Annotated in this window: 14 protein-coding genes; 12 read left to right on the top strand and 2 right to left on the bottom strand. The window is 46.9% G+C overall.

Features of this window, described 5'->3' with window-relative positions; all coding sequences use genetic code 11:
* Positions 1 to 513 precede the first annotated feature (513 nt).
* The 10 genes from ampE (at position 514) to AC0VXX_RS15670 (ending at position 16,569) form a co-directional block, all read left to right on the top strand.
* Positions 514 to 1,365, top strand: coding sequence for a beta-lactamase regulator AmpE (gene ampE / locus AC0VXX_RS15715; protein WP_475515031.1), 852 nt, complete (start codon positions 514 to 516; stop codon positions 1,363 to 1,365).
* 214 nt (positions 1,366 to 1,579) lie between these two features.
* Positions 1,580 to 2,332, top strand: coding sequence for a pyruvate dehydrogenase complex transcriptional repressor PdhR (gene pdhR / locus AC0VXX_RS15710; RefSeq protein ID WP_110457013.1), 753 nt, complete (start codon positions 1,580 to 1,582; stop codon positions 2,330 to 2,332).
* A gap of 70 nt (positions 2,333 to 2,402) precedes the next feature.
* Positions 2,403 to 5,069: a pyruvate dehydrogenase (acetyl-transferring), homodimeric type gene (gene aceE, locus AC0VXX_RS15705; protein ID WP_475515030.1), complete on the top strand. Its 2,667-nt coding sequence runs from the start codon at positions 2,403 to 2,405 to the stop codon at positions 5,067 to 5,069.
* Between the two features lie 11 nt (positions 5,070 to 5,080).
* On the top strand, positions 5,081 to 7,045 hold the full coding sequence (gene aceF, locus AC0VXX_RS15700; RefSeq protein ID WP_475515029.1) for a pyruvate dehydrogenase complex dihydrolipoyllysine-residue acetyltransferase: 1,965 nt from the start codon (positions 5,081 to 5,083) through the stop codon (positions 7,043 to 7,045).
* Positions 7,046 to 7,197: 152 nt separating this feature from the next.
* On the top strand, positions 7,198 to 8,625 hold the full coding sequence (lpdA, locus tag AC0VXX_RS15695; protein ID WP_475515028.1) for a dihydrolipoyl dehydrogenase: 1,428 nt from the start codon (positions 7,198 to 7,200) through the stop codon (positions 8,623 to 8,625).
* Between the two features lie 151 nt (positions 8,626 to 8,776).
* Entirely contained in the window at positions 8,777 to 9,172 is a 396-nt protein-coding gene (locus AC0VXX_RS15690; protein WP_475515027.1) for a hypothetical protein, read from the top strand.
* 70 nt (positions 9,173 to 9,242) lie between these two features.
* Complete coding sequence (locus AC0VXX_RS15685; RefSeq protein ID WP_475514308.1) at positions 9,243 to 10,130, top strand: IS982 family transposase; 888 nt, start codon at positions 9,243 to 9,245, stop codon at positions 10,128 to 10,130.
* Positions 10,131 to 10,253: 123 nt separating this feature from the next.
* Positions 10,254 to 12,068 (top strand): ligand-binding sensor domain-containing protein, encoded by a 1,815-nt coding sequence (locus tag AC0VXX_RS15680; RefSeq protein WP_475515026.1) that lies wholly within the window; start codon positions 10,254 to 10,256, stop codon positions 12,066 to 12,068.
* Positions 12,069 to 12,098: 30 nt separating this feature from the next.
* A complete protein-coding gene (locus AC0VXX_RS15675) occupies positions 12,099 to 14,264 on the top strand; it encodes a putative bifunctional diguanylate cyclase/phosphodiesterase (RefSeq protein WP_475515025.1) in 2,166 nt (721 codons plus the stop codon).
* 91 nt (positions 14,265 to 14,355) lie between these two features.
* Positions 14,356 to 16,569 (top strand): patatin-like phospholipase family protein, encoded by a 2,214-nt coding sequence (locus AC0VXX_RS15670; RefSeq protein ID WP_475515024.1) that lies wholly within the window; start codon positions 14,356 to 14,358, stop codon positions 16,567 to 16,569.
* A 157-nt stretch (positions 16,570 to 16,726) separates the two neighbouring features.
* On the opposite strand, the gene hxpB is transcribed toward AC0VXX_RS15670, so the two are convergent.
* Positions 16,727 to 17,401: a hexitol phosphatase HxpB gene (gene hxpB, locus AC0VXX_RS15665; RefSeq protein ID WP_475515023.1), complete on the bottom strand. Its 675-nt coding sequence runs from the start codon at positions 17,399 to 17,401 to the stop codon at positions 16,727 to 16,729.
* Between the two features lie 424 nt (positions 17,402 to 17,825).
* Here hxpB and acnB point away from each other — a divergent pair, with 424 nt between their 5' ends.
* Complete coding sequence (gene acnB, locus AC0VXX_RS15660; protein WP_475515022.1) at positions 17,826 to 20,423, top strand: bifunctional aconitate hydratase 2/2-methylisocitrate dehydratase; 2,598 nt, start codon at positions 17,826 to 17,828, stop codon at positions 20,421 to 20,423.
* Between the two features lie 106 nt (positions 20,424 to 20,529).
* On the opposite strand, the gene rsd is transcribed toward acnB, so the two are convergent.
* On the bottom strand, positions 20,530 to 20,997 hold the full coding sequence (gene rsd, locus AC0VXX_RS15655; protein ID WP_475517054.1) for a sigma D regulator: 468 nt from the start codon (positions 20,995 to 20,997) through the stop codon (positions 20,530 to 20,532).
* Positions 20,998 to 21,470: 473 nt separating this feature from the next.
* Here rsd and hemE point away from each other — a divergent pair, with 473 nt between their 5' ends.
* The gene (gene hemE, locus AC0VXX_RS15650; RefSeq protein WP_119978066.1) at positions 21,471 to 22,535 is read left to right on the top strand and encodes a uroporphyrinogen decarboxylase; all 1,065 of its coding nucleotides are present in this window, start codon (positions 21,471 to 21,473) and stop codon (positions 22,533 to 22,535) included.
* Positions 22,536 to 22,763: the final 228 nt, after the last annotated feature.

Raw genomic sequence — 22,763 nt, 5'->3', positions numbered from 1 at the left:
AAGGTCTTGTTATTTAGGTGATATAGCGCCTGGGCGTAAAACCGAACTCGGTGCGAAGTGCGAGTTTTGACTGGTCTAGGTATAAGCAGTGTTTACTCGGGTAAGCCGATTGATTGGCAAGATATTGTTATTTAAGTGATATAGCGCCTGGGCGTAAAACCGAACTCGGTGCGAAGTGCGAGTTTTGACTGGTCTAGGTATAAAAAGGGTTTACTCGGGTAAGCCGGTAAGCCGATTGATTGGCAAGATTTTGTTATTTAAGTGATATAGCGCCTAGGCGTAAAACCGAACTCGGTGCGAAGTGCGAGTTTTGACTGGTCTAGGTATAAAAAGGGTTTACTCGGGTAAGCCGGTAAGCCGATTGATTGGCAAGGTATTGTTATTTAAGTGATATAGCGCCTTGGCGTAAAACCGAACTCGGTGCGAAGCGCGAGTTTTGACTGGTCTAGGTTTAAACAGAGTCTACTCGGATATACCGATAAGACGATTGATTGACAAGGTAAGGAGACTGAGATGGCGCTGTTTTCGTTGTTGATAGCGATTATGATTGAGCGGTTAAAACTGTTGCCACAAGCCTGGCAGCTAGAGACCTTGTTGGCTTGGTATAACAAGGCTTTTTTTGGTGATAATGCGCTGAAAAATGAACCCATGATGCTGCTGGCACTGCTGTTACCCGCGGTGAGTGTACAGGTGTTGGCTTGGTTTGTTGAGGGGATGTTTTGGGGGCTTATTAGCTTACTGTTATGGGTGGCGGTGGCGATTTTATGCTTTAGTCACCTCAAACAGCGGCAAGTCTTTAAGCAATATATTCAAGCGGCGTGCCGAGGGGATGCGCAAGCATGTTTTCACTTTGCCGAGGCGCTTGATCCCAGCGTTAGCCTCGATGCGATATCGGAAACGGACTTAGGCGCTAAAGTGGGTCAGACTGTGGCTTGGCTTAATTATCGTTTTTATGGCGCAGTGGCGCTGTATTTAATTTTCTTTGGGCCTGCTGGCGCCGTGCTTTATTGTACCGTGCGTTATTTTTCTGATGAGGCCGCTAGCCAAAAAATGAGCTTACCGCTGGTGGACTCGGCGTTGGCTGTGCTTGATTGGCTACCGAGTCGCTTGATCGCGTTTGGTTATGTTTTGAGCGGTCATTTTTCGGCTGCATTTAGTCGCTGGCGCCGCTTGGCACTGCAATGGCGAATGCCTGCCAGAACCGTGATAGCCGAGGTGGCCTTGGCTGCCGAAACTATCGAGGCTTCATCGGCGACGCCCATATGCGTGCAATCGACTATCTCTTTGCTACAGTTGAGTAAACGAAATTTTATCCTGTTAGTCACGGGATTATCTTTGTTAACGATATTTGGCGTGGTGGCATAGCGCCACCGACTCACACCACGATAGCGCGGGGGGTTGCCGTTGACCTTGTTATTGGCAAATGGTCAGACCCCCTGCAGCAAAATATCAGCTATCCTCACAAATCCTGAGGCAATATGAAGCAGATCACGAACTAGACATCTCAAATGTGATTTGATAAAGTGCGCTCAGTCAATTAAATTGGTAAGACCAATTTACAATAGGAGCTGAGGCCCATATGGCTTATAGCAAAATCAACCAGCCAAAAATCTCTGACGTGATCATGGGTCAGTTGGAGCAGATGATCCTTGAAGGTAGTCTGCAACCGGGACAAAAATTACCGCCAGAGCGTGAATTGGCACTGCAATTTGAAGTCTCTCGACCCTCTCTTCGTGAAGCCATTCAAAAGTTAGAAGCAAAAGGATTGTTGCTCCGTCGTCAAGGCGGTGGCACTTATGTCAAAGAACAACTTTGGCAGAGTTTGGCCGATCCTATTGTGGAGCTGATGCACAGCGATTCTGAGAGTCAATACGACCTACTCGAGTTTCGTCACGCCACTGAAGGCATGATGGCTTATTTTGCGGCGCTTCGGGGTACCGATGCGGATATGCAAAACATCAAACAAAAAATCCAAGCGGTAGAAGCGGCTCCTAATATTGAGGAGCAGGCCGAAGCGATCGTGTGTTTTTATCGCGCGGTTGCCGAGGCATCGCACAATGTGGCGATGCTACACTTGGTACTAAGTTTATCTCCCGTGCTGCATAAGAATGTGGCGCAAAACTTAGAGTTGCTTAAGCGTAGAGCTGACGCCTCTAAGATGGCAAATGAGCATCGGCGAGATTTACTTGCCGCTATCGTGCGCCGCGATCCCGAAGCAGCAAGAGAAGCCTCGAACGAACATTTAAGTTATATCGAGGAAGTGATGTTGTCTGTACGGGAAGAAGACAGTCGGTTGCAGCGTAGTCTGCGCCGCCTAAAAAGTGGCGTTTAGGCAATTATCCTAAGCGCCATTTTTTATCACTTAATTCATATTATTCATGTATATAGGGAAGGACTGCGAAATGTCTGAACATATGCTACAAGATTTAGATCCGTTAGAGACTCAAGAGTGGGTTGATTCACTGCAAGCTGTATTAGAGCAGGAAGGCCCAGAGCGTGCTCATTATCTGTTAGAAAAGCTAATCGATAAGGCGCGTCGTAACGGTACCCATCTACCTTATAAAGCGACGACTGCGTATTTAAATACGATTCCAGCTGGCCAAGAGCCACATATGCCTGGCAACCAAGAGATGGAGCGTCGTATTCGCGCTATCGTGCGCTGGAACGCTTTGGCTATGGTACTGCGCGGATCGAAAAAAGATCTTGAGCTAGGTGGTCACATTTCCAGTTTCGCCTCTAGTGCCACGATTTACGATGTGTGTTTTAACCATTTCTTCCGTGCGCCTAATGAAAAAGATGGCGGCGATTTGGTTTATTTCCAAGGTCATATTGCACCGGGTATCTACTCGCGTTCATTCCTTGAAGGGCGTATTACCGAAGATCAGATGAACAACTTCCGTCAAGAAGTTGATGGCAAAGGTCTCTCTTCATACCCACACCCTAAGTTAATGCCTGACTACTGGCAGTTCCCTACGGTTTCTATGGGTCTTGGTCCAATTCAAGCGATTTACCAAGCACGTTACCTTAAGTATCTTACCGACCGTGGTCTGAAAGATTGCTCTGAGCAAACCGTATACTGCTTCTTGGGTGATGGTGAGTGTGATGAGCCTGAAACATTAGGTGCCATCGGCCTTGCTGCCCGTGAAGAGCTGGATAACTTAGTCTTTATTGTTAACTGTAACTTACAGCGCCTCGATGGCCCTGTTCGCGGTAACGGTAAGATCATCCAAGAACTTGAAGGCGAATTCCGCGGCGCAGGCTGGGAAGCGGTTAAAGTGATTTGGGGTCGCTACTGGGATCCACTATTAGCGCGTGACACTAGCGGTAAGCTACTGCAGTTGATGGAAGAAACCGTTGATGGTGAATACCAAAACTGTAAAGCCAAAGGCGGCGCGTATACGCGTGAGCACTTCTTTGGTAAGTACCCAGAGACTGCCGAGATGGTCGCTAACATGTCAGATGATGACATTTGGCGTCTAAACCGTGGTGGTCATGACCCAGTTAAGATTTTTGCTGCGCTGCAGCATGCTAAAAACACTAAGGGTCGTCCAACGGTTATCCTAGCTAAAACCGTAAAAGGTTATGGTATGGGTGATGCGGGTGAAGGTAAAAACATCGCCCACAACGTGAAGAAGATGGGTGTTGAATCGCTTAAATACTTCCGTGATCGTTTCAATATTCCGATTAGCGATGACCAATTAGAAGATATTCCTTTCTATCATCCAGGTGCTGATTCTGAAGAAGTTAAGTACCTCAAAGCACGTCGTGAAGAGCTGCATGGGGCAATGCCTGCGCGTCGCTCTAAATTCTCAGAAGATCTAGAAGTGCCATCACTGAAGATTTTTGATTCAGTGCTTAAAGGCTCTAATGGCCGTGAAATTTCAAGCACCATGGCGTTTGTGCGTATTTTGACTGCACTGCTCAAAGACAAGAAAATCGGTAAGCGTATCGTGCCGATTATTCCTGATGAAGCGCGTACTTTTGGTATGGAAGGTCTGTTCCGTCAAGTGGGTATTTACGCACACGAAGGGCAGAAGTATATCCCACAAGACTCTGATCAAGTGGCTTACTACCGCGAAGATAAGTCGGGCCAAGTACTGCAAGAAGGGATTAACGAGCTAGGTGCAATGTCATCTTGGGTCGCGGCGGCAACCAGTTATTCGGTTAACGACATGCCAACGATTCCTTTCTATATCTATTACTCTATGTTTGGTTTCCAACGTATTGGTGATATGGCATGGGCTGCTGGTGATATGCGTGCGCGTGGCTTTATGGTCGGTGGCACGTCAGGGCGTACCACGCTTAACGGCGAAGGTCTGCAGCATCAAGATGGTCACAGCCATGTATTAGCCAACACAATTCCAAACTGTATCTCTTATGATCCAACTTACGGTTATGAGATTGCGGTTGTGGTTCAAGATGGTATCCGTCGTATGTATGGCGAAAACCAAGAAGATATCTTCTACTACTTGACCACAATGAACGAAAACTACGTTCAGCCAGAAATGCCTGAAGGCGCAGAAGAGGGTATCGTTAAAGGTATCTACAAGCTTGAGTCTGTTTCGGGTAGCGGCAAAGGTAAGGTACAGCTTATGGGCTGTGGCACCATCCTTGAGCAAGTGCGTAAAGCGGCGCAAGCGCTGGCAAAAGATTTCGGTATTTCGTCAGATGTCTTTAGCGTCACTAGCTTCAACGAGCTAACTCGCGATGGTCAGGCTGCTGAGCGTTACAACATGCTGCACCCAACTGAAACGCCAAAGCAGGCTTACATTAGCCAAGTACTGTCGAGTGAGTCACCTGCCATTGTGGCGACGGACTACATGAAGATATACGGCGAGCAACTGCGCGCGTATGTGCCAACCGATTACAAAGTATTGGGCACTGACGGTTTCGGCCGCTCTGACAGCCGCGAAAACTTACGTCATCACTTTGAAGTGGACGCTAAGTTTATTGTTATCGCTGCACTTAAGTCACTTGTTGACCGCAATGAATTGCCAGTGGATGTGTTGACTAAAGCGATTGCTGAATACGGCATCGACGTTGATAAGATCAACCCACAGTACGCGTAAGGGGACAGATAATGGCTGAATTAAAAGAAGTGTTAGTCCCCGATATTGGTGGGGATGAAGTACAAGTTATCGAGATCTGTGTTGCTGTCGGTGACAGTATCGAAGCAGAAGAGTCGATCATTACGGTAGAAAGCGATAAGGCGACCATGGATATTCCTGCGCCTTTCGCTGGCACCCTTGCTGAGCTGAAAGTGGCCGTAGGCGACACAGTGTCAGAAGGCACCTTGATTGCGATGATGAGCGCCGCGGGGGCAGAGACTGCAGCGCCTGCGCCAGCAGCAGAAAAACCAGCAGCAGAAACGTCAGCACCCGCTGCCACGCCTGCCGCTGAACCTGCTCCTGTTGCCGCGCCTGCATCTGGGTCACAAATCATTGAAGTGACCGTGCCTGATATCGGCGATGCGTCAGATGTTGATGTGATTGAAGTCTTAGTGGCTGTGGGCGACAGTATCGATGTGGATACTGGGCTTATCACCCTTGAAACCGATAAAGCCACCATGGAGGTGCCTGCACCTGCTGCGGGTGTGGTGACTGAACTGAAAGTCGCTGTGGGTGATAAGGTGTCTCAAGGCTCGCTAGTATTGATGCTGCAAGTTGCTGGCGGTGAAGCCGCTGCGCCTGCACCCGTTGCAGAGGCTGCTCCAGCTCCTGCGGCCGCGCAAGCAGCAACTAGGGTTGAAGTGAAAGAGATTGCCGTGCCAGATATTGGCGATGCATCTGATGTCGATGTGATTGAAGTGTTGGTGGCTGTCGGCGATATGATTGAAGCCGACCAAGGCCTTATCACGCTTGAAACCGATAAAGCGACCATGGAAGTGCCAGCGCCATTTGCCGGTAAACTGGTGTCGTTAACGGTGAAGGTGGGCGATAAAGTGTCTCAAGGTAGTGTGATTGCTACGGTTGAAACTCAGTCTGCTGCGCCAGCTGCAGCACCTACACCAGCCGCAGCGCCCGCGCCAGTTGCTCCTGCTGCGCCTGTACAGGCTCCAGCGGCCAGTAAGCCGCCAGTACCGCATCACCCAAGTGCCGGTAGCACGCCTAAGACAGGCGCGGTTCATGCCTCACCTGCAGTGCGCCGTTTAGCACGCGAATTTGGTGCCGACTTAAACCTAGTTACTGGTACTGGACGTAAAGGACGTATTCTTAAGGAAGACGTTCAGGCGTTTATCAAGTATGAGCTAAGCCGTCCAAAAGCCACTGCGGCGACAGCCGTTGCGGGTGGCGCTGGTGGGCTGAATGTGATTGCCGCACCTAAGGTTGATTTTGCTAAGTTTGGTGAAGTGGAAGAAGTACCACTGAGCCGTATTCAGAAGATCTCGGGTCCAAACCTTCACCGTAACTGGGTCACGATCCCGCATGTGACACAGTTTGATGAGGCCGATATCACTGAGATGGAAGCGTTCCGTAAGCAGCAAAATGAGCTGGCGGCTAAGCAGAAGAGCGGCATCAAGATCACCCCATTGGTGTTTATGATGAAAGCCGTTGCTAAGACACTGCAACAGTTCCCAGTGTTCAACGCTAGCTTGAGCCCTGATGGCGAGTCGCTGATCAAGAAGAAGTACTACCACATCGGTGTGGCGGTCGATACGCCTAACGGTTTGGTCGTGCCGATTGTACGTGATGTCGATAAGAAAGGCATTCTTGAATTATCTGCCGAGCTGATGGAGATCTCTATCAAGGCCCGTGACGGTAAGCTAAAAGCGACCGACATGCAGGGCAGCTGTTTCACCATCTCTAGCCTTGGCGGTATTGGTGGCACAGCATTTACACCGATTGTGAATTACCCTGATGTGGCGATTCTTGGTGTGTCTAAGTCAGAGATTAAACCTAAGTGGAATGGTAAAGATTTCGAGCCTAAGTTAATGTTGCCGCTGTCTTTATCTTATGATCACCGCGTTATCGATGGCGCTATGGCCGCACGCTTCAGTGTGACGCTGTCAAGTATGCTGTCCGACATACGCACACTTATTTTGTAATGATTAAGGCTACTCAGGTTGAGTAGCCTTTTGTTTAACTCGTTGAAAGGTTAAAATGCGGCCACCTTACAAGAACATACGTTCAAAAGCTGGCGTCATACAGCGTTGGGCCGGGATTCCTCCCAACGGAATGAAAAAGAATAGAGGAAAACATGAGTAACGAAATCAAAACTCAGGTAGTGGTATTAGGGGCGGGTCCTGCGGGCTATTCAGCGGCATTTCGTGCTGCCGACTTAGGGCTAGAGACTGTGATCGTTGAGCGTTTTAGCACCCTTGGTGGTGTATGTCTAAACGTCGGCTGTATCCCGTCAAAAGCGCTGTTGCATGTATCTAAAGTGATTGAAGAAGCGAAAGCGATTTCTCATCACGGTGTGGTCTTTGGCGAGCCACAGATTGATCTTGATAAACTACGTGAGTTTAAGCAAAGCGTCATTAGCCAGTTGACTGGCGGTCTTGGCGGCATGTCTAAGATGCGTAAAGTCGACGTCGTTAATGGCCTAGGTAAGTTTACTGGTCCTAACACGCTTGAAGTGGCCGGTGAAGATGGTGTTAAAGTGATCCACTTTGAAAAAGCCATTATCGCTGCGGGTTCTCGTCCAATCCAGTTACCGTTTATTCCTCATGAAGATCCACGCATTTGGGACTCAACTGACGCGCTAGAGCTGAAAGAAGTTCCTGGTAAGCTGCTGGTTATGGGCGGCGGTATCATCGGTTTAGAGATGGGTACTGTGTACTCTTCACTGGGTAGTGAAATTGACGTGGTTGAGATGTTCGACCAAGTGATCCCTGCTGCCGATAAAGATATCGTGCGCGTGTACACGAAGAAGATTAAGAAGAAGTTTAACCTTATTCTTGAAACTAAAGTGACCGCAGTAGAAGCCAAAGAAGATGGTATCTATGTGTCAATGGAAGGCAAAAAAGCCCCGGCTGAGCCTGTGCGTTATGACGCAGTATTGGTTGCCATTGGTCGTACGCCAAACGGTAAGTTAATCGACGCTGATAAAGCGGGTGTTAACATCGATGAGCGTGGTTTCATCAATGTAGATAAGCAGCTACGCACTAACGTGCCGCACATCTTCGCTATTGGCGATATCGTGGGTCAACCAATGCTGGCTCACAAAGGTGTGCATGAAGGCCATGTTGCCGCTGAAGTGATTGCGGGCATGAAGCACTACTTCGATCCAAAAGTGATCCCATCAATTGCGTACACAGACCCAGAAGTGGCTTGGGTAGGTGTTACCGAGAAAGAAGCTAAAGAGCAAGGCATTGCTTACGAAACGGCAACTTTCCCATGGGCGGCCAGTGGACGTGCAATCGCTTCAGACTGCGCTGACGGCATGACTAAGCTGATTTTCGATAAAGAGACTCATCGCGTTATTGGTGGTGCTATCGTGGGTGTTAACGGTGGCGAACTACTGGGTGAAATTGGTCTTGCAATCGAAATGGGTTGTGACGCAGAAGATTTAGCCTTAACGATCCATGCTCACCCAACCTTACATGAGTCAGTGGGTCTTGCTGCTGAAATCTACGAAGGTTCAATCACTGATTTGCCTAATCCTAAGGCAAAGAAGAAAAAATAACCTCAAGTTATTAAAAAAAGCGCTCATTGAGCGCTTTTTTTTTGTTAATCTAATTCCACCTTTATTTTTATCATTTCTGTTACAAAAGGTTGAGTGCGATAACAACACCTCTATTATGGTTCACCGTTCGTCTGGCTGAGCTGCATTTTTTATGAATATGACGTTACTCTTGCGTCTACTTTTACTGCCTATTCTATGGGTTGGCTTGCTATTGCCTGCTTATGGTGATCAGTTGGTGCAGCGGGTGTTTAGTGCCCGTGATGGTTTACAAAATGCGAAGGTTAATGACATTACTTTCGATAAGCATGGTTACACCTGGCTGTCGACCGAAGAGGGTCTTTATCGAATTAGCGATATCAAGGCACGAAGAATCGATAAGAATATCGATGGTATCCGCCTGTCAGACGAATTTATCACTTTGACAGAGTCGTTGAGTGACACCCACTTGTTGGTCAGTACCTATGCCAACACCTATCTGTACAATATGGTCACCGATGAGTTTAGCCTATTTGGTAGCGACGCATTATTTAACCTGAACTCGGGATAAGAAATTGAACTAATAGCCCTCTTTGTGATCAGATCTCTCGACCAAGATTAATCAATCACGCAGAGGGCATATGAATAATTTAGTGGATGTATTTTGTGATGTCGATGATTTTTGTAATGCTTTTATTCCTCAATGGGAACAACAGTGCCTAACCGATGGAACTCGCAAGCGTAAGCGCGCAGGCAGAATGACGATGAGTGAAATTATGACAATTATCATCGCCTTCCATATGTCTAATCATCGTGACTTCAAGAATTTTTACACAGGATATCTGGCTCGTTTCTACAAATCTGATTTTCCAAACTTACTCAGCTACACTCGATTTCTTGAAGTCATGCCGAGTGCAGTCATTCCAATGTGCAGTTATTTTTCCTCTTTAAAAAGCGAACCGACAGGCATCGAGTTCGTTGACTCAACGAGCATTAAGGTTTGTCATAATTTACGAATTCCAAGGCATAAAACGCTAGCAGGTCTCGCCAGCCGAGGAAAAGGCACGATGGGCTGGTTCTATGGTTTTAAACTTCATCTTATTGTGAACCATCGAGGTGGCATCGTTGCAGCCAAAATAACACCTGCGAATGTTCATGACACGAAACCCGTAAAAGATATGGTCGTTGAATCAATGGATAAACTCTATGCTGATAAGGGGTATATCGGCAAAGCGTTAGCAGGCGACCTATTAGAACGTGGGGTAACTATCGTTAATAACGTGCGTAAAAATATGAAAGCAAAGGCTTTATCATTATGGGATAGAGCCATGCTTTCTAGACGATTTATTATCGAAACAATCAATGACCAGCTAAAAAACATCTCACAAATAGAGCATACACGGCACCGCAGCGTACATGGTTTCATGCTTAATGTGATAGGTGGTTTAGTGGCTTATCAACTCAAAGAGAATAAGCCACAACTCAATATTACATCAGCAGAATTCAACGTGATTTCAGTGTTACGTTAAACCGATCTGAGGTTATTTAGCGATGTACGTCGCAGTGGTTTACGTGGTCTATCTTTATTAAGCGACGGCAATTATCTGCTGCTTAATAACGTTGCAGAGCTGTATCGTTTTGATTATCAAGCCATGACATTGACCTTTGTCAACGCTCTTCCTCACGATCCGGATTCAAGATGGTTAACGTTATCGGCCAGTGCTAACAACCAATTTATTTTTGCCAAGAAAAGAGAACTGCAACTAAGAGACAGCTTAGGCATGCTAAAGGGAGTATTTACCTGGATCGAAGCGATGGGGCAGATAAATACCCTATTTGAAGACAGCCAGCAGCGAGTGTGGTTGGGGTCGACGAACGGGTTATATCGTGTGCATCCTGATTCGTTAACGGTCGAAAAAATGAGTCAGGCTTCATTTCATATCTCAGATATTGACCAAGATAAAAGTGGGTTTTTGTGGCTTGCGGGTCGAGATGAACTGGCAAAATGGCATCCCGATACCGCGCTATTTAAGCTGTTTGATGATCAGATTAAGTTAGTAGCCGATCTCAACTATGTGCATGAAATCGCGGTTGATAGCAACGATCTTGTCTGGGTCGGTGGCTCAGGAAGTGAGCTGGCTATCCTAGCCGATACCGCCGAGTTTGTCATAGAGAGCTATACGCGTAAGCCCCCCTACCAACTTGTCGATGATATGGTGTGGAGTATTTTTGCTCAGCAAGAGTGGTTATGGCTAGGCACAGATCAAGGCTTGATTGAAATCAACCGTGAGCAACGCCGCAGCCAGTTGATCTCCATTGATGCGATGGAGGTCAGTGATAGTGTATATAGCATTAAGCCACTTGATGAGGCGCACCTCTTGCTAGGCACCACCAATGGCTTGTTTGTCTATAACCGCGATGATAACCAGATGTTACGTTTTGCGCAGTGGACTGGAGGTCAATCGTCGCTAGAAAATAAGATTATTTATTTGGTGTACCACGATCCCTTGTTGACCCATCGTTGGTGGTTTGTCACGGCGACAGGATTATTTTACTGGGATCAAGGTAGCCAAGCTCTGTACGCTTTTTCATTACAAGATATAGACGGAAAGCAATATCAAAGCCCCCTGCGTGCTATTTTTCGTGCCAGTGACGGTAAGCTCTGGTTGGGCGGTGGTGATCATTTTGGCTATGTTGATAATCGGGGGATCTACTATTCGCGCAGCGATGTGATTGATGATGGTGAGCGAGCGGTCGATATTAGTTATATCAGTGAAGTGGATTCGGACGTATTGTGGCTGGGAACCTCGCCTAATGGGTTGGTCGAATATTATCCTAAAACAGGGCAGCATTATACGTTAACCCAAGATTGGCAACTTGAATGCGGCTCGGTGTATTTTATTGAGCAACTAGCCGATTATCGGGTGTTGGGCTGCAACACTTCATTGATCCGCCAAGATTTAGCCAGTGGAAAACTCTTGGTTATCGAGCAGCAAGATGGGCTTTTGAGCGAAGAGCTTAACGATGGCGCCTCGTTTTATGAGCCTGGAATTGGCTTGTATATTGGCAGCCCTGATGGGGTTGAACTTATTGATGTCTCCAAATTGAGCAACCGTTTGGCTGCTGATGGCATTATGCTGGAGTCGATGTCGGTATTTTTTGATGAAACCACCGAAAGGTCACTTTTACCTGAGCCCAACAGTGTTGTTGCGCCCGGTGCTCACATGATCAGTTTTCAACTCACCAGTTTAAATTATCTTACAGACTTACCCTTGCAGTTGCAGTATCGCCTACGGCGCGATAATGGCCAATCTCCCGCTAACTATGTGTTGTTGCAAGGGCAGTCCCAGGTCAATATTGCGGGCTTACCCGAAGGTCATTACACCCTAGATATTCTCAGTGAGCAAAATGATGTCTGGTCACCAAGGCCATTTTCTTACTCCTTTAGTGTGCAAGACTATTGGTGAACCAGTGACTGGTTTAAAGCCTTGATTATTATGACTACGATCGCCATTGGATTCTGCTTTTTAATGGTGAGGCAAAAGCAATTATCGGCCTTTAAACGAGTCAATCGCGCGCTGCGAGAAAGTGAAGACCGTCTACGGCAGTCGTTGCGTGGCAGCGACTCTGAATTATGGGAATGGCACAGTGATAATGGTTTATTCAATTTGGAGAATCACGGTGGCAATTTCCCCAGTCATGAACAGCAGCTGTTACTCAGCATCAAGGAGTTTCCTGTTCATGACGATGATCGCGCAAAAGTGGTTAAAGCCTGGCAACGCTTAATTACTCAACAAGATGACCGTTTAGATGTTGACTATCGATATTGGCGTCTCGATGGCACTTGGGGTTGGACCCGTGTCAGTGGCAAGCCGCTTGAATTTGACCCTGTTAGTGGTGCGATTAAGAAAGTGGCTGGAATTTATACCGACATCACCACCCAGCGGCGCTTAGAGGATGACGTTAAGTTGCTGGCTCAGGCCTTTAGTAACACCTCAGAAGGGGTACTGATCCTCGATGCTGATGAACAGGTTAAGGTATCAAATAAGGCGGCACAAACCATATTACAGATGAGCGCAGAGGAGTTGATTGATTGTGCCTTCTCTCAATTGCTGCACCATCATGGCTCAACTGCAAATATGGACGCTGCTAATAATGATATTCGTCTTTTACTTGAGCATGACCACACCTGGACTGGCGAGCATAGTTTCTGTACCCCCGCTGAAAAAATGTGCCCGGTATGGTTAAATTTATCGACGATGACCAATGAAGGTGGAGGGATTACCCATTATGTGGCCGTGTTCTCCGACATCTCAGAGCGCAAGCAGACAGAGGCGTCACTGCGACAGTTAGCTAACTATGATGTGTTGACTGGGCTGCCCAATCGCTCGTTATTTTCCACTCGATTGGATAAAAGTATTCAGCGCGCCGAAGCCAATAACCAGACGTTGGCGCTGATCTTTCTCGATCTCGATCGTTTTAAAAGTGTGAATGACTCCTATGGTCATAGCATGGGCGATGCTCTTCTGGTTGAGGCGGCTAAGCGACTGCAATCTTGTGTGTCTGATGAGCATATTTTGTGCCGTTTTGGTGGTGATGAGTTCCTGATTTTATTGCGTAACATTAACGATATAGATGCGATAAACCATCTATGCGAATCGTTAATCCGTCAAATTGAGCTGCCGTTTGAACTCTTTGGTCGTGAGTTTTTTATCTCCACCAGTATCGGCGTGAGTCTCTGGCCCGATGATGCCAAGCAGGCGGAGACCTTGATTAAAAATGCCGATCAGGCGATGTACCATGCTAAAGAGGTGGGGCGGGGCAATTTCCAATATTACTCTGCAAAGCGCAATGCAGAATCCTTATACCATCTTAAGCTTGAGGCTGATCTGCATAAAGCTATCGCTCGAGAGGAGTTTGAGCTGCACTACCAACCGCAAATCGATATGTTAAAAGATGATACAGTGGTTGGCATGGAGGCACTGCTGCGTTGGCGTCATCCGCAGGAGGGGTATATCAGTCCCGATATCTTTATTAAGGTCGCCGAGTCTTGTGGTTTGATTATTGATATCGATCGCTGGGTGCTAAAGCAGGCCTGTATGCAAGGGGCTCAATGGGCCAAACGTTACGGCGATGCATTGCAACTGTCAGTCAATATTTCTGCGGTGCATTTTAGGCAGCCAGACTTCATTCAAGGGATTGAACAGGCATTGCAAACATCTGGGATGCCAGCGCAAATGTTAGGGCTGGAGATCACCGAAGGGGTGTTGATGAAGGAGCTTCATATCGCCAAAGAGCACCTACAAGCCTTACGCATTTTAGGCATTGATGTGGCCATTGATGACTTTGGTACCGGCTATTCGTCGCTGGCTTATTTACGCAGTTTCGATGTCAGCACCTTAAAAATCGACCGCTGTTTCTTAATCGATATCGCCAATAATGAGGCCGATCAGGCTATTGTCAGCAGTATTATTGAGCTGGCGCGTAACCTTAAGTTAACGGTTGTGGCCGAGGGTATAGAGACTAAGGCGCAATTAGAACAGGTCTTTAGTCGAGGGTGTTACATCATTCAAGGTTACTACTTTGCTAAGCCCATGGCGGTGGCGGAGTTTGAGGCTTACCTCAACACCCACAACGCAAGTCAGCACAGTATTAATTGCTAATGTTATTGAATAAAAAGCAAACTTTTTAGTTTGTTAAGATGTTTGCTAGACTGTATTTCTTTGTATCAATCACTCGAATAAAGACCCCCATATGATGCGTTTTTTGCTGCTATCTTTAACATTGCTTTATGGCGTTAGCGCCCTTGCTGACGATGTTCGACCCAAAGTGGGCCTAGTGCTTAGTGGTGGTGGTGCAAAAGGGGCTGCTCACGTGGCGGTATTGAAGGCGCTCGAACAGCAACGGATCCCCGTGGATTTTGTCACAGGCACCAGTATCGGGGCTTATGTGGGTGGCATGTATGCGCTGGGCTACAGTGCCAGTGAGATTGAAGCCATTATGATGGGGGAAAATTGGAGTGATGGTTATTCTGATACCATCCCGCGTGAGGCGCTAAGTTACCGTGATAAGCAGCAAAGAGACAGGTTTAATATTCCCATCAATGTGGGATACAGCGACAAAGAGGTCAAGGTACCGAATGGCTTGCTTCGTGGTCAAACTATGTCGATATTGCTGCAACGTTCTACAGATTTAGTCCATAAATTTAGTAGCTTCGATCAGCTAGCGATCCCTTATCGTGCAGTTGCCACCGATTTAGAAACTAGCCTGCCCGTGGTGATGGATCACGGTAGTCTAGTTGATGCTATGCAAGCCTCGGCAACGGTGCCCGGTGCACTGCAAGCGGCGCAATACAATGGCAAGATGGTGGTTGATGGCGGTATCGCCAACAATATGCCTGTCGATGTGGTTAAAGCGATGGGCGCCGATATTGTGATTGCGGTTGATATTGGCTCTTCTTTGGTTAAGCGCGATCAGCTGGCCAGCACGGTAGCGGTATTGAATCAGCTATCGACCATGTTGACCAACGCCAGTACCGAACGCCAAAAGCAGCTGCTAACTGAGCAAGATATTTTGATACGTCCAGATGTGGGCGAGCTGAGTACCACTGATTTCACCATTATGCCCGAAGCCTATCATCTCGGAGATGCTGCAGTATTGGCGCAAATCGACAAACTGAAAAGCTTATCAGTCAGTCAAGCATCCTACCTCGATTATCAAGTAAAAAAAGATGCCCGGCGATCAAGCTGGAACAATAATATCTTGCAACCTGTGGTCGAATTGCGTTTTGAAAACAACTCTAAAGTTAGTGCCAAACTATTGCGTGAAACCTTAGGGGTTGATATAGGGGATGTTGTTGATAAAAAGACGCTAGAACAAGGAATTAAAAATATTTATGCATTAGATAAATTTGAGCGAGTCAATGCCGAATTTATCGATACTGATGCTGGCAGAATATTGATACTGACCACTAAAGCTAAATCATGGGGGCCCAATTATTTTCAGCTCGGTTTTAGCTGGGAAGATGATTTTAGTCTCGATTCTGTAGTGTCATTGGATGTGGCTTACACCGTAACCGACCTCACCGAGTATGGGGGGGAGTGGCGTAACGAATTACGCTTGGGGTTTGAGAAACTGTTGTCGTCAGAGCTGTATGTACCGCTCGACTCTGATCAACGTTTTTTTGCTCGTACCGAACTCTCTTATCAGCGCAAAGATTGGGATTTTTACGAAAAAAACAATCGAGTTTTGCGTTTAGGGCAAACCAATTATGCTGCCGATCTGGGGCTTGGTTATAATTATGTCAATCAAGGAGCGGTAGAGTTAGGCTTTACCGCGCAGAGCGGCTATTTGGAAAATGGCTTCTTACCTGGGGATTTAGATTATCAGTCCTATGGGGCTTACCTTAAGTTTGGCTTTGACGATCTCGACAGTATTAATTTCCCGACCTCGGGTAACCGTATTACACTGGATTTTTATTATCGCAAAGATGAGAGCCCGCAGGAGATTGCGACCAATCCATCAGATATCTCTTTTCAATTTGAGGGTAGCTGGCGCGGCGCTTTAAGTTTTAATAATCATGCCGTGGTGGGGATGGCTTCGTTTGCAACGGTCGATAATGATGATCAATTTAGTGTGCACGTTTCAGAGTTAGGTGGCTTCCTTAATTTATCTGGTTATCATAAAAATGCGCTCGTTGGGCCACATAAGGCGTTTGGCGCCTTTGTTTACCAATACGATCTTGGCCGCGATATGCTGGGAATGACCGATTACCCCCTCTATTTAGGGGTCAGTATTGAAGCCGGTAACGTGTGGTTGGCACGCGATGATATCAATATGAATGAGTTAATCTATGGCGGCAGTCTGTACTTTGGCACCGATACCTCGGTAGGCCCGGCGGCCTTTGGTTTTGGCTGGGCCGATGACGGTGAAAGATCGGTGTTTTTATTTTTAGGTAAAAATTGGTAACCCTGAATTAAAGCATATTCACTGGGCCTTGATTGCAACCACCTATGTAAGCCGAGTGATTGGATTACGAGCAAAAGCCGACATCACTGGATGTGGGCTTTTTTACTTCATGGCTGAATCGGCAGCAGGCATTACGTTTATTCACTGGTGATTAGCGCTATTGGGTAAACATGAGCTGGGTTAAATAGTGATTTAACTGAGTCAAGTCATCCAGTTTACGGTGCGCTGCAGCCCACTTAGCGTGCTCGGCCTCATGGCTTGCCGGAACCACCACAGTATGCATATTGGCCGCTCTGGCGGCGATAAGGCCATTAAAGGAATCCTCAATGGCGATACACGCTTGGGGTGTGACCTGTAAAGCGGCTGCGCAATTAAGATAGACCTCGGGATGCGGTTTACCAAAGGTGAGCGACTCGGCGCTGCAGATGGCATTAAAATAATGGCCTATATCCAGTTTTTGCAGTACGGCTTCGATGAGTGGCGATGATGAAGAGGTGGCTAAGCCAATTTTTAATTGCTTATCTTGGCAGGCTTGCAGTGCCGATATGGCGCCACACATGGCCTCACCGCTGCGCAATATTTCTGCCGCGACTTGCTGCACAATGGCGTTGGCCGTGGCTTGATTATCATAATTTGGCCAAGGGTGGCGTCGATACCAATAGTCGACCACTTGGTCGATACGCAATCCGGTGGTTTGTAGCGTATCTTGTAGGCAAATTGGCAACCCTAATTGGCTAAATACATTGATTTCAGCCGCTTGCCAGCTGGGTTCAGAGTCGATTAATACCCCGTCCATGTCGAAGATCACCGCAGCTACTCTTTTGTGGGTCATTGAGCCATTCCTGATGGTTATTTACGCATTGTCGATGGAATATTATGCGTATTTCTGGGGTAAATACGACCGATAAGGTGAAGTTTTTTAAAATATTTTTGCGCATAAATGCGCTTTTTAGTGCGTTTATAATAAATTATTGTTAAGCACCAAAATTAATGTTTATCAACTAGTTATTGCTTGTTTCAAACTATTGTCTAATTTCATTTGTTTTATCACTGAGATAAATTGCCTTGCGCCCTAGAGAATCCCGGTAATTTCTCACTTCTAAGAGTGTGATCTGATTCATACTTTTGCAAAGCTGTAGTATAATGCGGCCGGAAATACGGGTTAAGCCTGCTTGACTGTTAACTTCAAAATGTTACTTCAAAATTGAAGACGTGCAGTTTCGCTGTTAGAACGCCAAACAAAGAGGAATGTTGCCGTGCTAGAAGCATATCGTAAACACGTCGCAGAACGTGCTGCAGAGGGCGTAGTCCCTAAGCCACTAGATGCCCATCAAGTGGCCGAGTTAATCGAATTAGTCAAAAATCCGCCAGCGGGTGAGCAAGAATTTATTCTTGACCTGCTAGAAAATCGAATTCCACCCGGTGTCGATGAAGCTGCATACGTCAAAGCAGGCTTTCTTGATGCACTTGCCAAAGGTGAGGTGACTTCACCTATCCTATCTTCAGCGCGCGCTGTTGAACTGCTTGGCACTATGCAAGGCGGCTACAACATTGAGCCACTGATTGCTCAGCTGGACAACGATGCCCAGGCACCGTTAGCGGCGAAAGCCTTATCAAATACCCTACTGATGTTTGATGCGTATCACGATGTCGTTGAGAAGATGCAAGCGGGTAACGCTCATGCTAAGCAAGTGGTTGAGTCTTGGGCGAATGCCGAGTGGTTCTTGAACCGTCCGAAGCTAGCTGAAAAAGTGACCCTGACCGTATTCAAAGTGACCGGTGAAACCAACACCGACGACTTGTCTCCCGCGCCAGATGCCTGGTCTCGTCCTGATATTCCATTGCACGCTTTAGCTATGCTAAAAAATGCCCGTGACGGTATCGTACCCGATGAGCCAGGTGTTGTGGGTCCAATCAAAGAGATCGCAAGCCTTAAAGAGAAAGGTCATCCACTCGTGTACGTGGGTGATGTTGTCGGTACCGGCTCTTCACGTAAATCAGCTACTAACTCAGTATTGTGGTTTATGGGCGATGATATTCCTTATGTGCCTAACAAACGCGCTGGCGGTTTCTGTCTAGGCGGTAAAATTGCCCCAATTTTCTTTAACACCATGGAAGATGCTGGCGCTTTGCCTATCGAGCTTGATGTTAACGAAATGAACATGGGTGATGTGATTGATATCTACCCATATCAAGGTGTGGTTAAGCGTCACGGCACTGACGAAGTGATTTCAGAATTCAAACTGAAAACCGAAGTCTTGTTAGATGAAGTGCGTGCTGGTGGACGTATTCCATTGATCATCGGCCGTGGCCTGACTGATCGTGCACGTGAAACACTAGGGTTACCTGCATCAGATATTTTTGTTCGTCCACAAGATGTGGTTGATTCTGGCAAGGGTTACACCCTAGCGCAGAAGATGGTCGGTAAGGCGTGTGGTGTTGCTGGTGTGCGTCCAAACCAATACTGCGAACCTAAGATGACCTCTGTCGGTTCTCAAGACACGACCGGCCCTATGACCCGTGATGAGCTAAAAGATTTGGCTTGTCTTGGCTTTAGCGCCGATTTGACCATGCAGTCTTTCTGTCACACCGCGGCTTATCCAAAGCCAGTTGACGTGAACACGCATCACACGCTACCTGATTTCATCATGAACCGTGGCGGTGTGTCACTGCGTCCAGGTGACGGGGTTATCCATTCGTGGTTAAACCGCATGCTACTGCCTGATACGGTTGGTACGGGTGGTGACTCGCATACGCGTTTCCCAATCGGTATCTCATTCCCAGCAGGTTCCGGTCTAGTGGCGTTTGCTGCCGCGACAGGTGTTATGCCGCTGGATATGCCTGAATCTGTATTGGTACGCTTTAAAGGTGAGATGCAGCCCGGTATCACATTGCGTGACTTGGTACATGCTATTCCGCTCAAAGCTATCGAAATGGGCTTACTGACCGTTGAGAAGAAAGGTAAAATTAATGCTTTCTCTGGTCGAGTACTGGAGATTGAAGGCCTTGAAAAGCTGAAAGTTGAGCAAGCGTTTGAGCTATCTGATGCCTCAGCCGAGCGTAGTGCTGCAGGGTGTACCATCAAGCTAGATAAAGAGCCTATCATCGAATATCTCAACTCTAACATCGTCATGTTAAAGTGGATGATCGCCGAAGGCTATGGTGACCGTCGTACTATCGAGCGCCGTATTACTGCGATGCAAGAGTGGATTGCGAACCCAGAGTTGATGGAAGCCGACAGCGACGCTGAATACGCTGAAGTGATCGAAATCGATTTGAATGAGATCAAAGAGCCTATTTTGTGTGCGCCAAACGATCCAGATGACGCAGTGCTATTGTCATCGGTTGCCGATACTAAGATTGACGAAGTCTTCGTTGGTTCTTGTATGACTAACATTGGTCACTTCCGCGCAACCGGTAAGATGCTAGACAAGTTTGCAACGACCTTGCCAACACGTCTATGGATCGCGCCGCCAACTAAGATGGACAGAGACCAGCTCACTGAAGAAGGTTACTACGCTATCTTCGGTCGTGTCGGTGCGCGTATCGAGATCCCTGGCTGTTCATTGTGTATGGGTAACCAGGCACGTGTAGCCGAAGGCGCAACTGTGGTTTCAACCTCTACGCGTAACTTCCCTAACCGTTTAGGTACGGGGGCTAACGTTTACTTAGCCTCGGCTGAGCTAGCGGCGGTGGCGGCATTACTGGGTCGTCTACCAAGCGTCACTGAATATCAAGATTATGCTAAAGAGCTCGATGCGACAGCATCAGATACTTATCGCTACTTGAACTTCGACAAAATTGAATCTTATACTCAAAAAGCGGGCGAAGTGATCTTCCAGTCTGCGGTATAAATGAATCGATTCGATTAGGTAAACAGCAAAAAGGCCAGCTTATTAGCTGGCCTTTTTAATGTGAGTAAATTGCTGTTTAAATGTAATCTATCACTTAAGTGCAACCTTAAGCAGATTTACGATGCAGTGCTTCTAATAGTTGGTCTTCTAGTTGAAAACGGGTTTCCATAGCGTCACCAAGGGATGATAAATCATGGTCGAGTTGATACAGAATTTTGTCATCATCGGCTTCGGTGTATTTGTCGCTAAAGTCGAGCGCTAGATCGGTCGTCTCACTGATCTTTGGCATCACCTCATGAGTTAGGCTTTGGCTCGATTGCCCATTGTTGTCACAGGCGCTAATCAGGCGATCGTAAACCTCAAAGTGACCTTCTGACACGTAATCGACTAACAGATCGCAAAACTCTTTAACTGATTGAAAGCTGGGGAGTGATTTATCGTGAGACTCATAGGGGGGCAATCCGGCAACTTGGCAGTAATGGATCAGCAACTTACGTCGATGATTGAGCCATTGATCAATCAGTGAATTGGAGCCTCTCCATTTTTGCTCAGCTCTTTCCAATTGCTTTAGCATGACATTCCCCATCGACGTTGTTCTATGACTTCTAATGTAGGTGACAAACACAGCTTTGATCAACTCTTTTTTAGCGTAAACCGAATCAAGCTGCATCTGGTCTAATCTGCTGGTTTTGTATGTAAAACGAATGGGTGAGCCACTGGGGTGCTGAAAATAAAATGCCCAGCGATAGAAATCTATCGCTGGGCGAGTAAAGGTATTGCGGGCTCGATGCGACGAGCTTCTTGATTGTTCTTGCTAGCGCAGACTTTTTATATCAAAGGCTTTGATGTGGTGCAACGTTTTTCTAACGAATTGTGAACCTTTACCCCATTATCCATCGATAGTCTGGTGTAAAAACAAACAGGTAGACGATAAAAGTATAATCAAGCGGCGTTTGTCACATAAATGTACTGATGGAGGTTACTTTATTCACGTAAATGCTAAACTACTGTCCCAGCGGAAATCAATAAGCGTAGGAATAGAGCCCCATGGCAGAACTAAAAAATGATCGTTATTTGCGTGCCTTACTAAAACAACCTGTTGATAGAACTCCTGTCTGGATGATGCGTCAAGCTGGGCGTTATCTTCCAGAATACAAAGCTACCCGCGCCGAAGCTGGTGACTTTATGTCTCTTTGCAAGAACCAAGATCTGGCCTGTGAGGTCACTCTTCAGCCGCTTCGTCGTTACGACTTAGATGCCGCAATCTTGTTCTCTGATATTTTGACTGTGCCTGATGCTATGGGGCTTGGTCTCTATTTTGAAGCGGGCGAAGGCCCACGTTTCGAGCGTCCTACCGATACCATCGATTCCATTAAAAAGCTGTGCATTCCTGATCCAGAAGATGAACTGGGCTATGTGATGAATGCCGTAAGCACGATTCGTCGCGAGCTTAAAGGTGAAGTGCCGCTGATTGGTTTCTCTGGCTCGCCTTGGACATTGGCGACCTATATGGTTGAAGGTGGTTCAAGCAAGGCGTTCGAAAAAATTAAAAAAATGGCCTACGAAGAGCCAGCAACACTGCATATGCTGCTCGACAAGCTTGCCGATTCAGTCACCTTGTACCTTAATGCTCAAGTGGCTAACGGTGCCCAGTCATTGATGATTTTCGATTCGTGGGGCGGCGCATTATCGCATCACGCATATCGTGAATTTTCACTGCGTTACATGCAGAAGATTGTTGATGGACTGACGCGTCATGCCGATGGTCGTCAAGTGCCTGTGACCCTATTCACCAAAGGTGGTGGCTTGTGGTTAGAAGCGATGGCTGAAACGGGTTGTGATGCCTTAGGTCTCGACTGGACTGTAGATATTGGCGATGCGCGTCGCCGCGTGGGTGATAAAGTTGCCCTGCAAGGCAACATGGATCCTTCAGTGCTATATGGTACTCCTGAGCGTATTCATCAAGAAGTGGATCAAATCTTAGCTTCTTACGGTGAAGGTACAGGCCATGTATTTAACCTTGGCCATGGTATTCATCAACATGTTGATCCTGAGCGTGCTGGTTCATTTATCAAGTCGGTGCATGCACTGTCTCCTCAATATCATAAGTAGTCAGTACTTGAGATGAGTCTTATTAAAAAGCCCGTTAAACGGGCTTTTTTGATCTTATGGCGCGTAATTATGATTGTTTACAAGCTTTAAGTCGTGACGAGTGTGCATTGTTCTGTTAGGCAGCATACACAGTAAAGCTTGCTTAGGTGGTTAGTGGCTGGCGTTATCATTTAACACAACAGTTTTTTATAAATACGGTCGTTATGAGTACTTTTGGAGTGGTGAGTG

The sequence above is a fragment of the Shewanella sp. QJM3NY_23 genome (genome assembly GCF_056173105.1).
This window is presented reverse-complemented; position numbering and strand designations above follow the sequence as displayed.

Excerpts from the sequence above, each read along its gene's own strand:
- AC0VXX_RS15690 (WP_475515027.1), top strand. The coding sequence starts at position 8,777 with ATGAATATGACGTTACTCTTGCGTCTACTTTTACTGCCTATTCTATGG.
- AC0VXX_RS15685 (WP_475514308.1), top strand. The coding sequence starts at position 9,243 with ATGAATAATTTAGTGGATGTATTTTGTGATGTCGATGATTTTTGTAAT.
- aceE (WP_475515030.1), top strand. The coding sequence starts at position 2,403 with ATGTCTGAACATATGCTACAAGATTTAGATCCGTTAGAGACTCAAGAG.
- lpdA (WP_475515028.1), top strand. The coding sequence starts at position 7,198 with ATGAGTAACGAAATCAAAACTCAGGTAGTGGTATTAGGGGCGGGTCCT.
- hemE (WP_119978066.1), top strand. The coding sequence starts at position 21,471 with ATGGCAGAACTAAAAAATGATCGTTATTTGCGTGCCTTACTAAAACAA.
- hxpB (WP_475515023.1), bottom strand. The coding sequence starts at position 17,401 with ATGACCCACAAAAGAGTAGCTGCGGTGATCTTCGACATGGACGGGGTA.
- aceF (WP_475515029.1), top strand. The coding sequence starts at position 5,081 with ATGGCTGAATTAAAAGAAGTGTTAGTCCCCGATATTGGTGGGGATGAA.
- pdhR (WP_110457013.1), top strand. The coding sequence starts at position 1,580 with ATGGCTTATAGCAAAATCAACCAGCCAAAAATCTCTGACGTGATCATG.
- ampE (WP_475515031.1), top strand. The coding sequence starts at position 514 with ATGGCGCTGTTTTCGTTGTTGATAGCGATTATGATTGAGCGGTTAAAA.
- rsd (WP_475517054.1), bottom strand. The coding sequence starts at position 20,997 with ATGCTAAAGCAATTGGAAAGAGCTGAGCAAAAATGGAGAGGCTCCAAT.
- AC0VXX_RS15680 (WP_475515026.1), top strand. The coding sequence starts at position 10,254 with ATGACATTGACCTTTGTCAACGCTCTTCCTCACGATCCGGATTCAAGA.
- AC0VXX_RS15670 (WP_475515024.1), top strand. The coding sequence starts at position 14,356 with ATGATGCGTTTTTTGCTGCTATCTTTAACATTGCTTTATGGCGTTAGC.
- AC0VXX_RS15675 (WP_475515025.1), top strand. The coding sequence starts at position 12,099 with ATGACTACGATCGCCATTGGATTCTGCTTTTTAATGGTGAGGCAAAAG.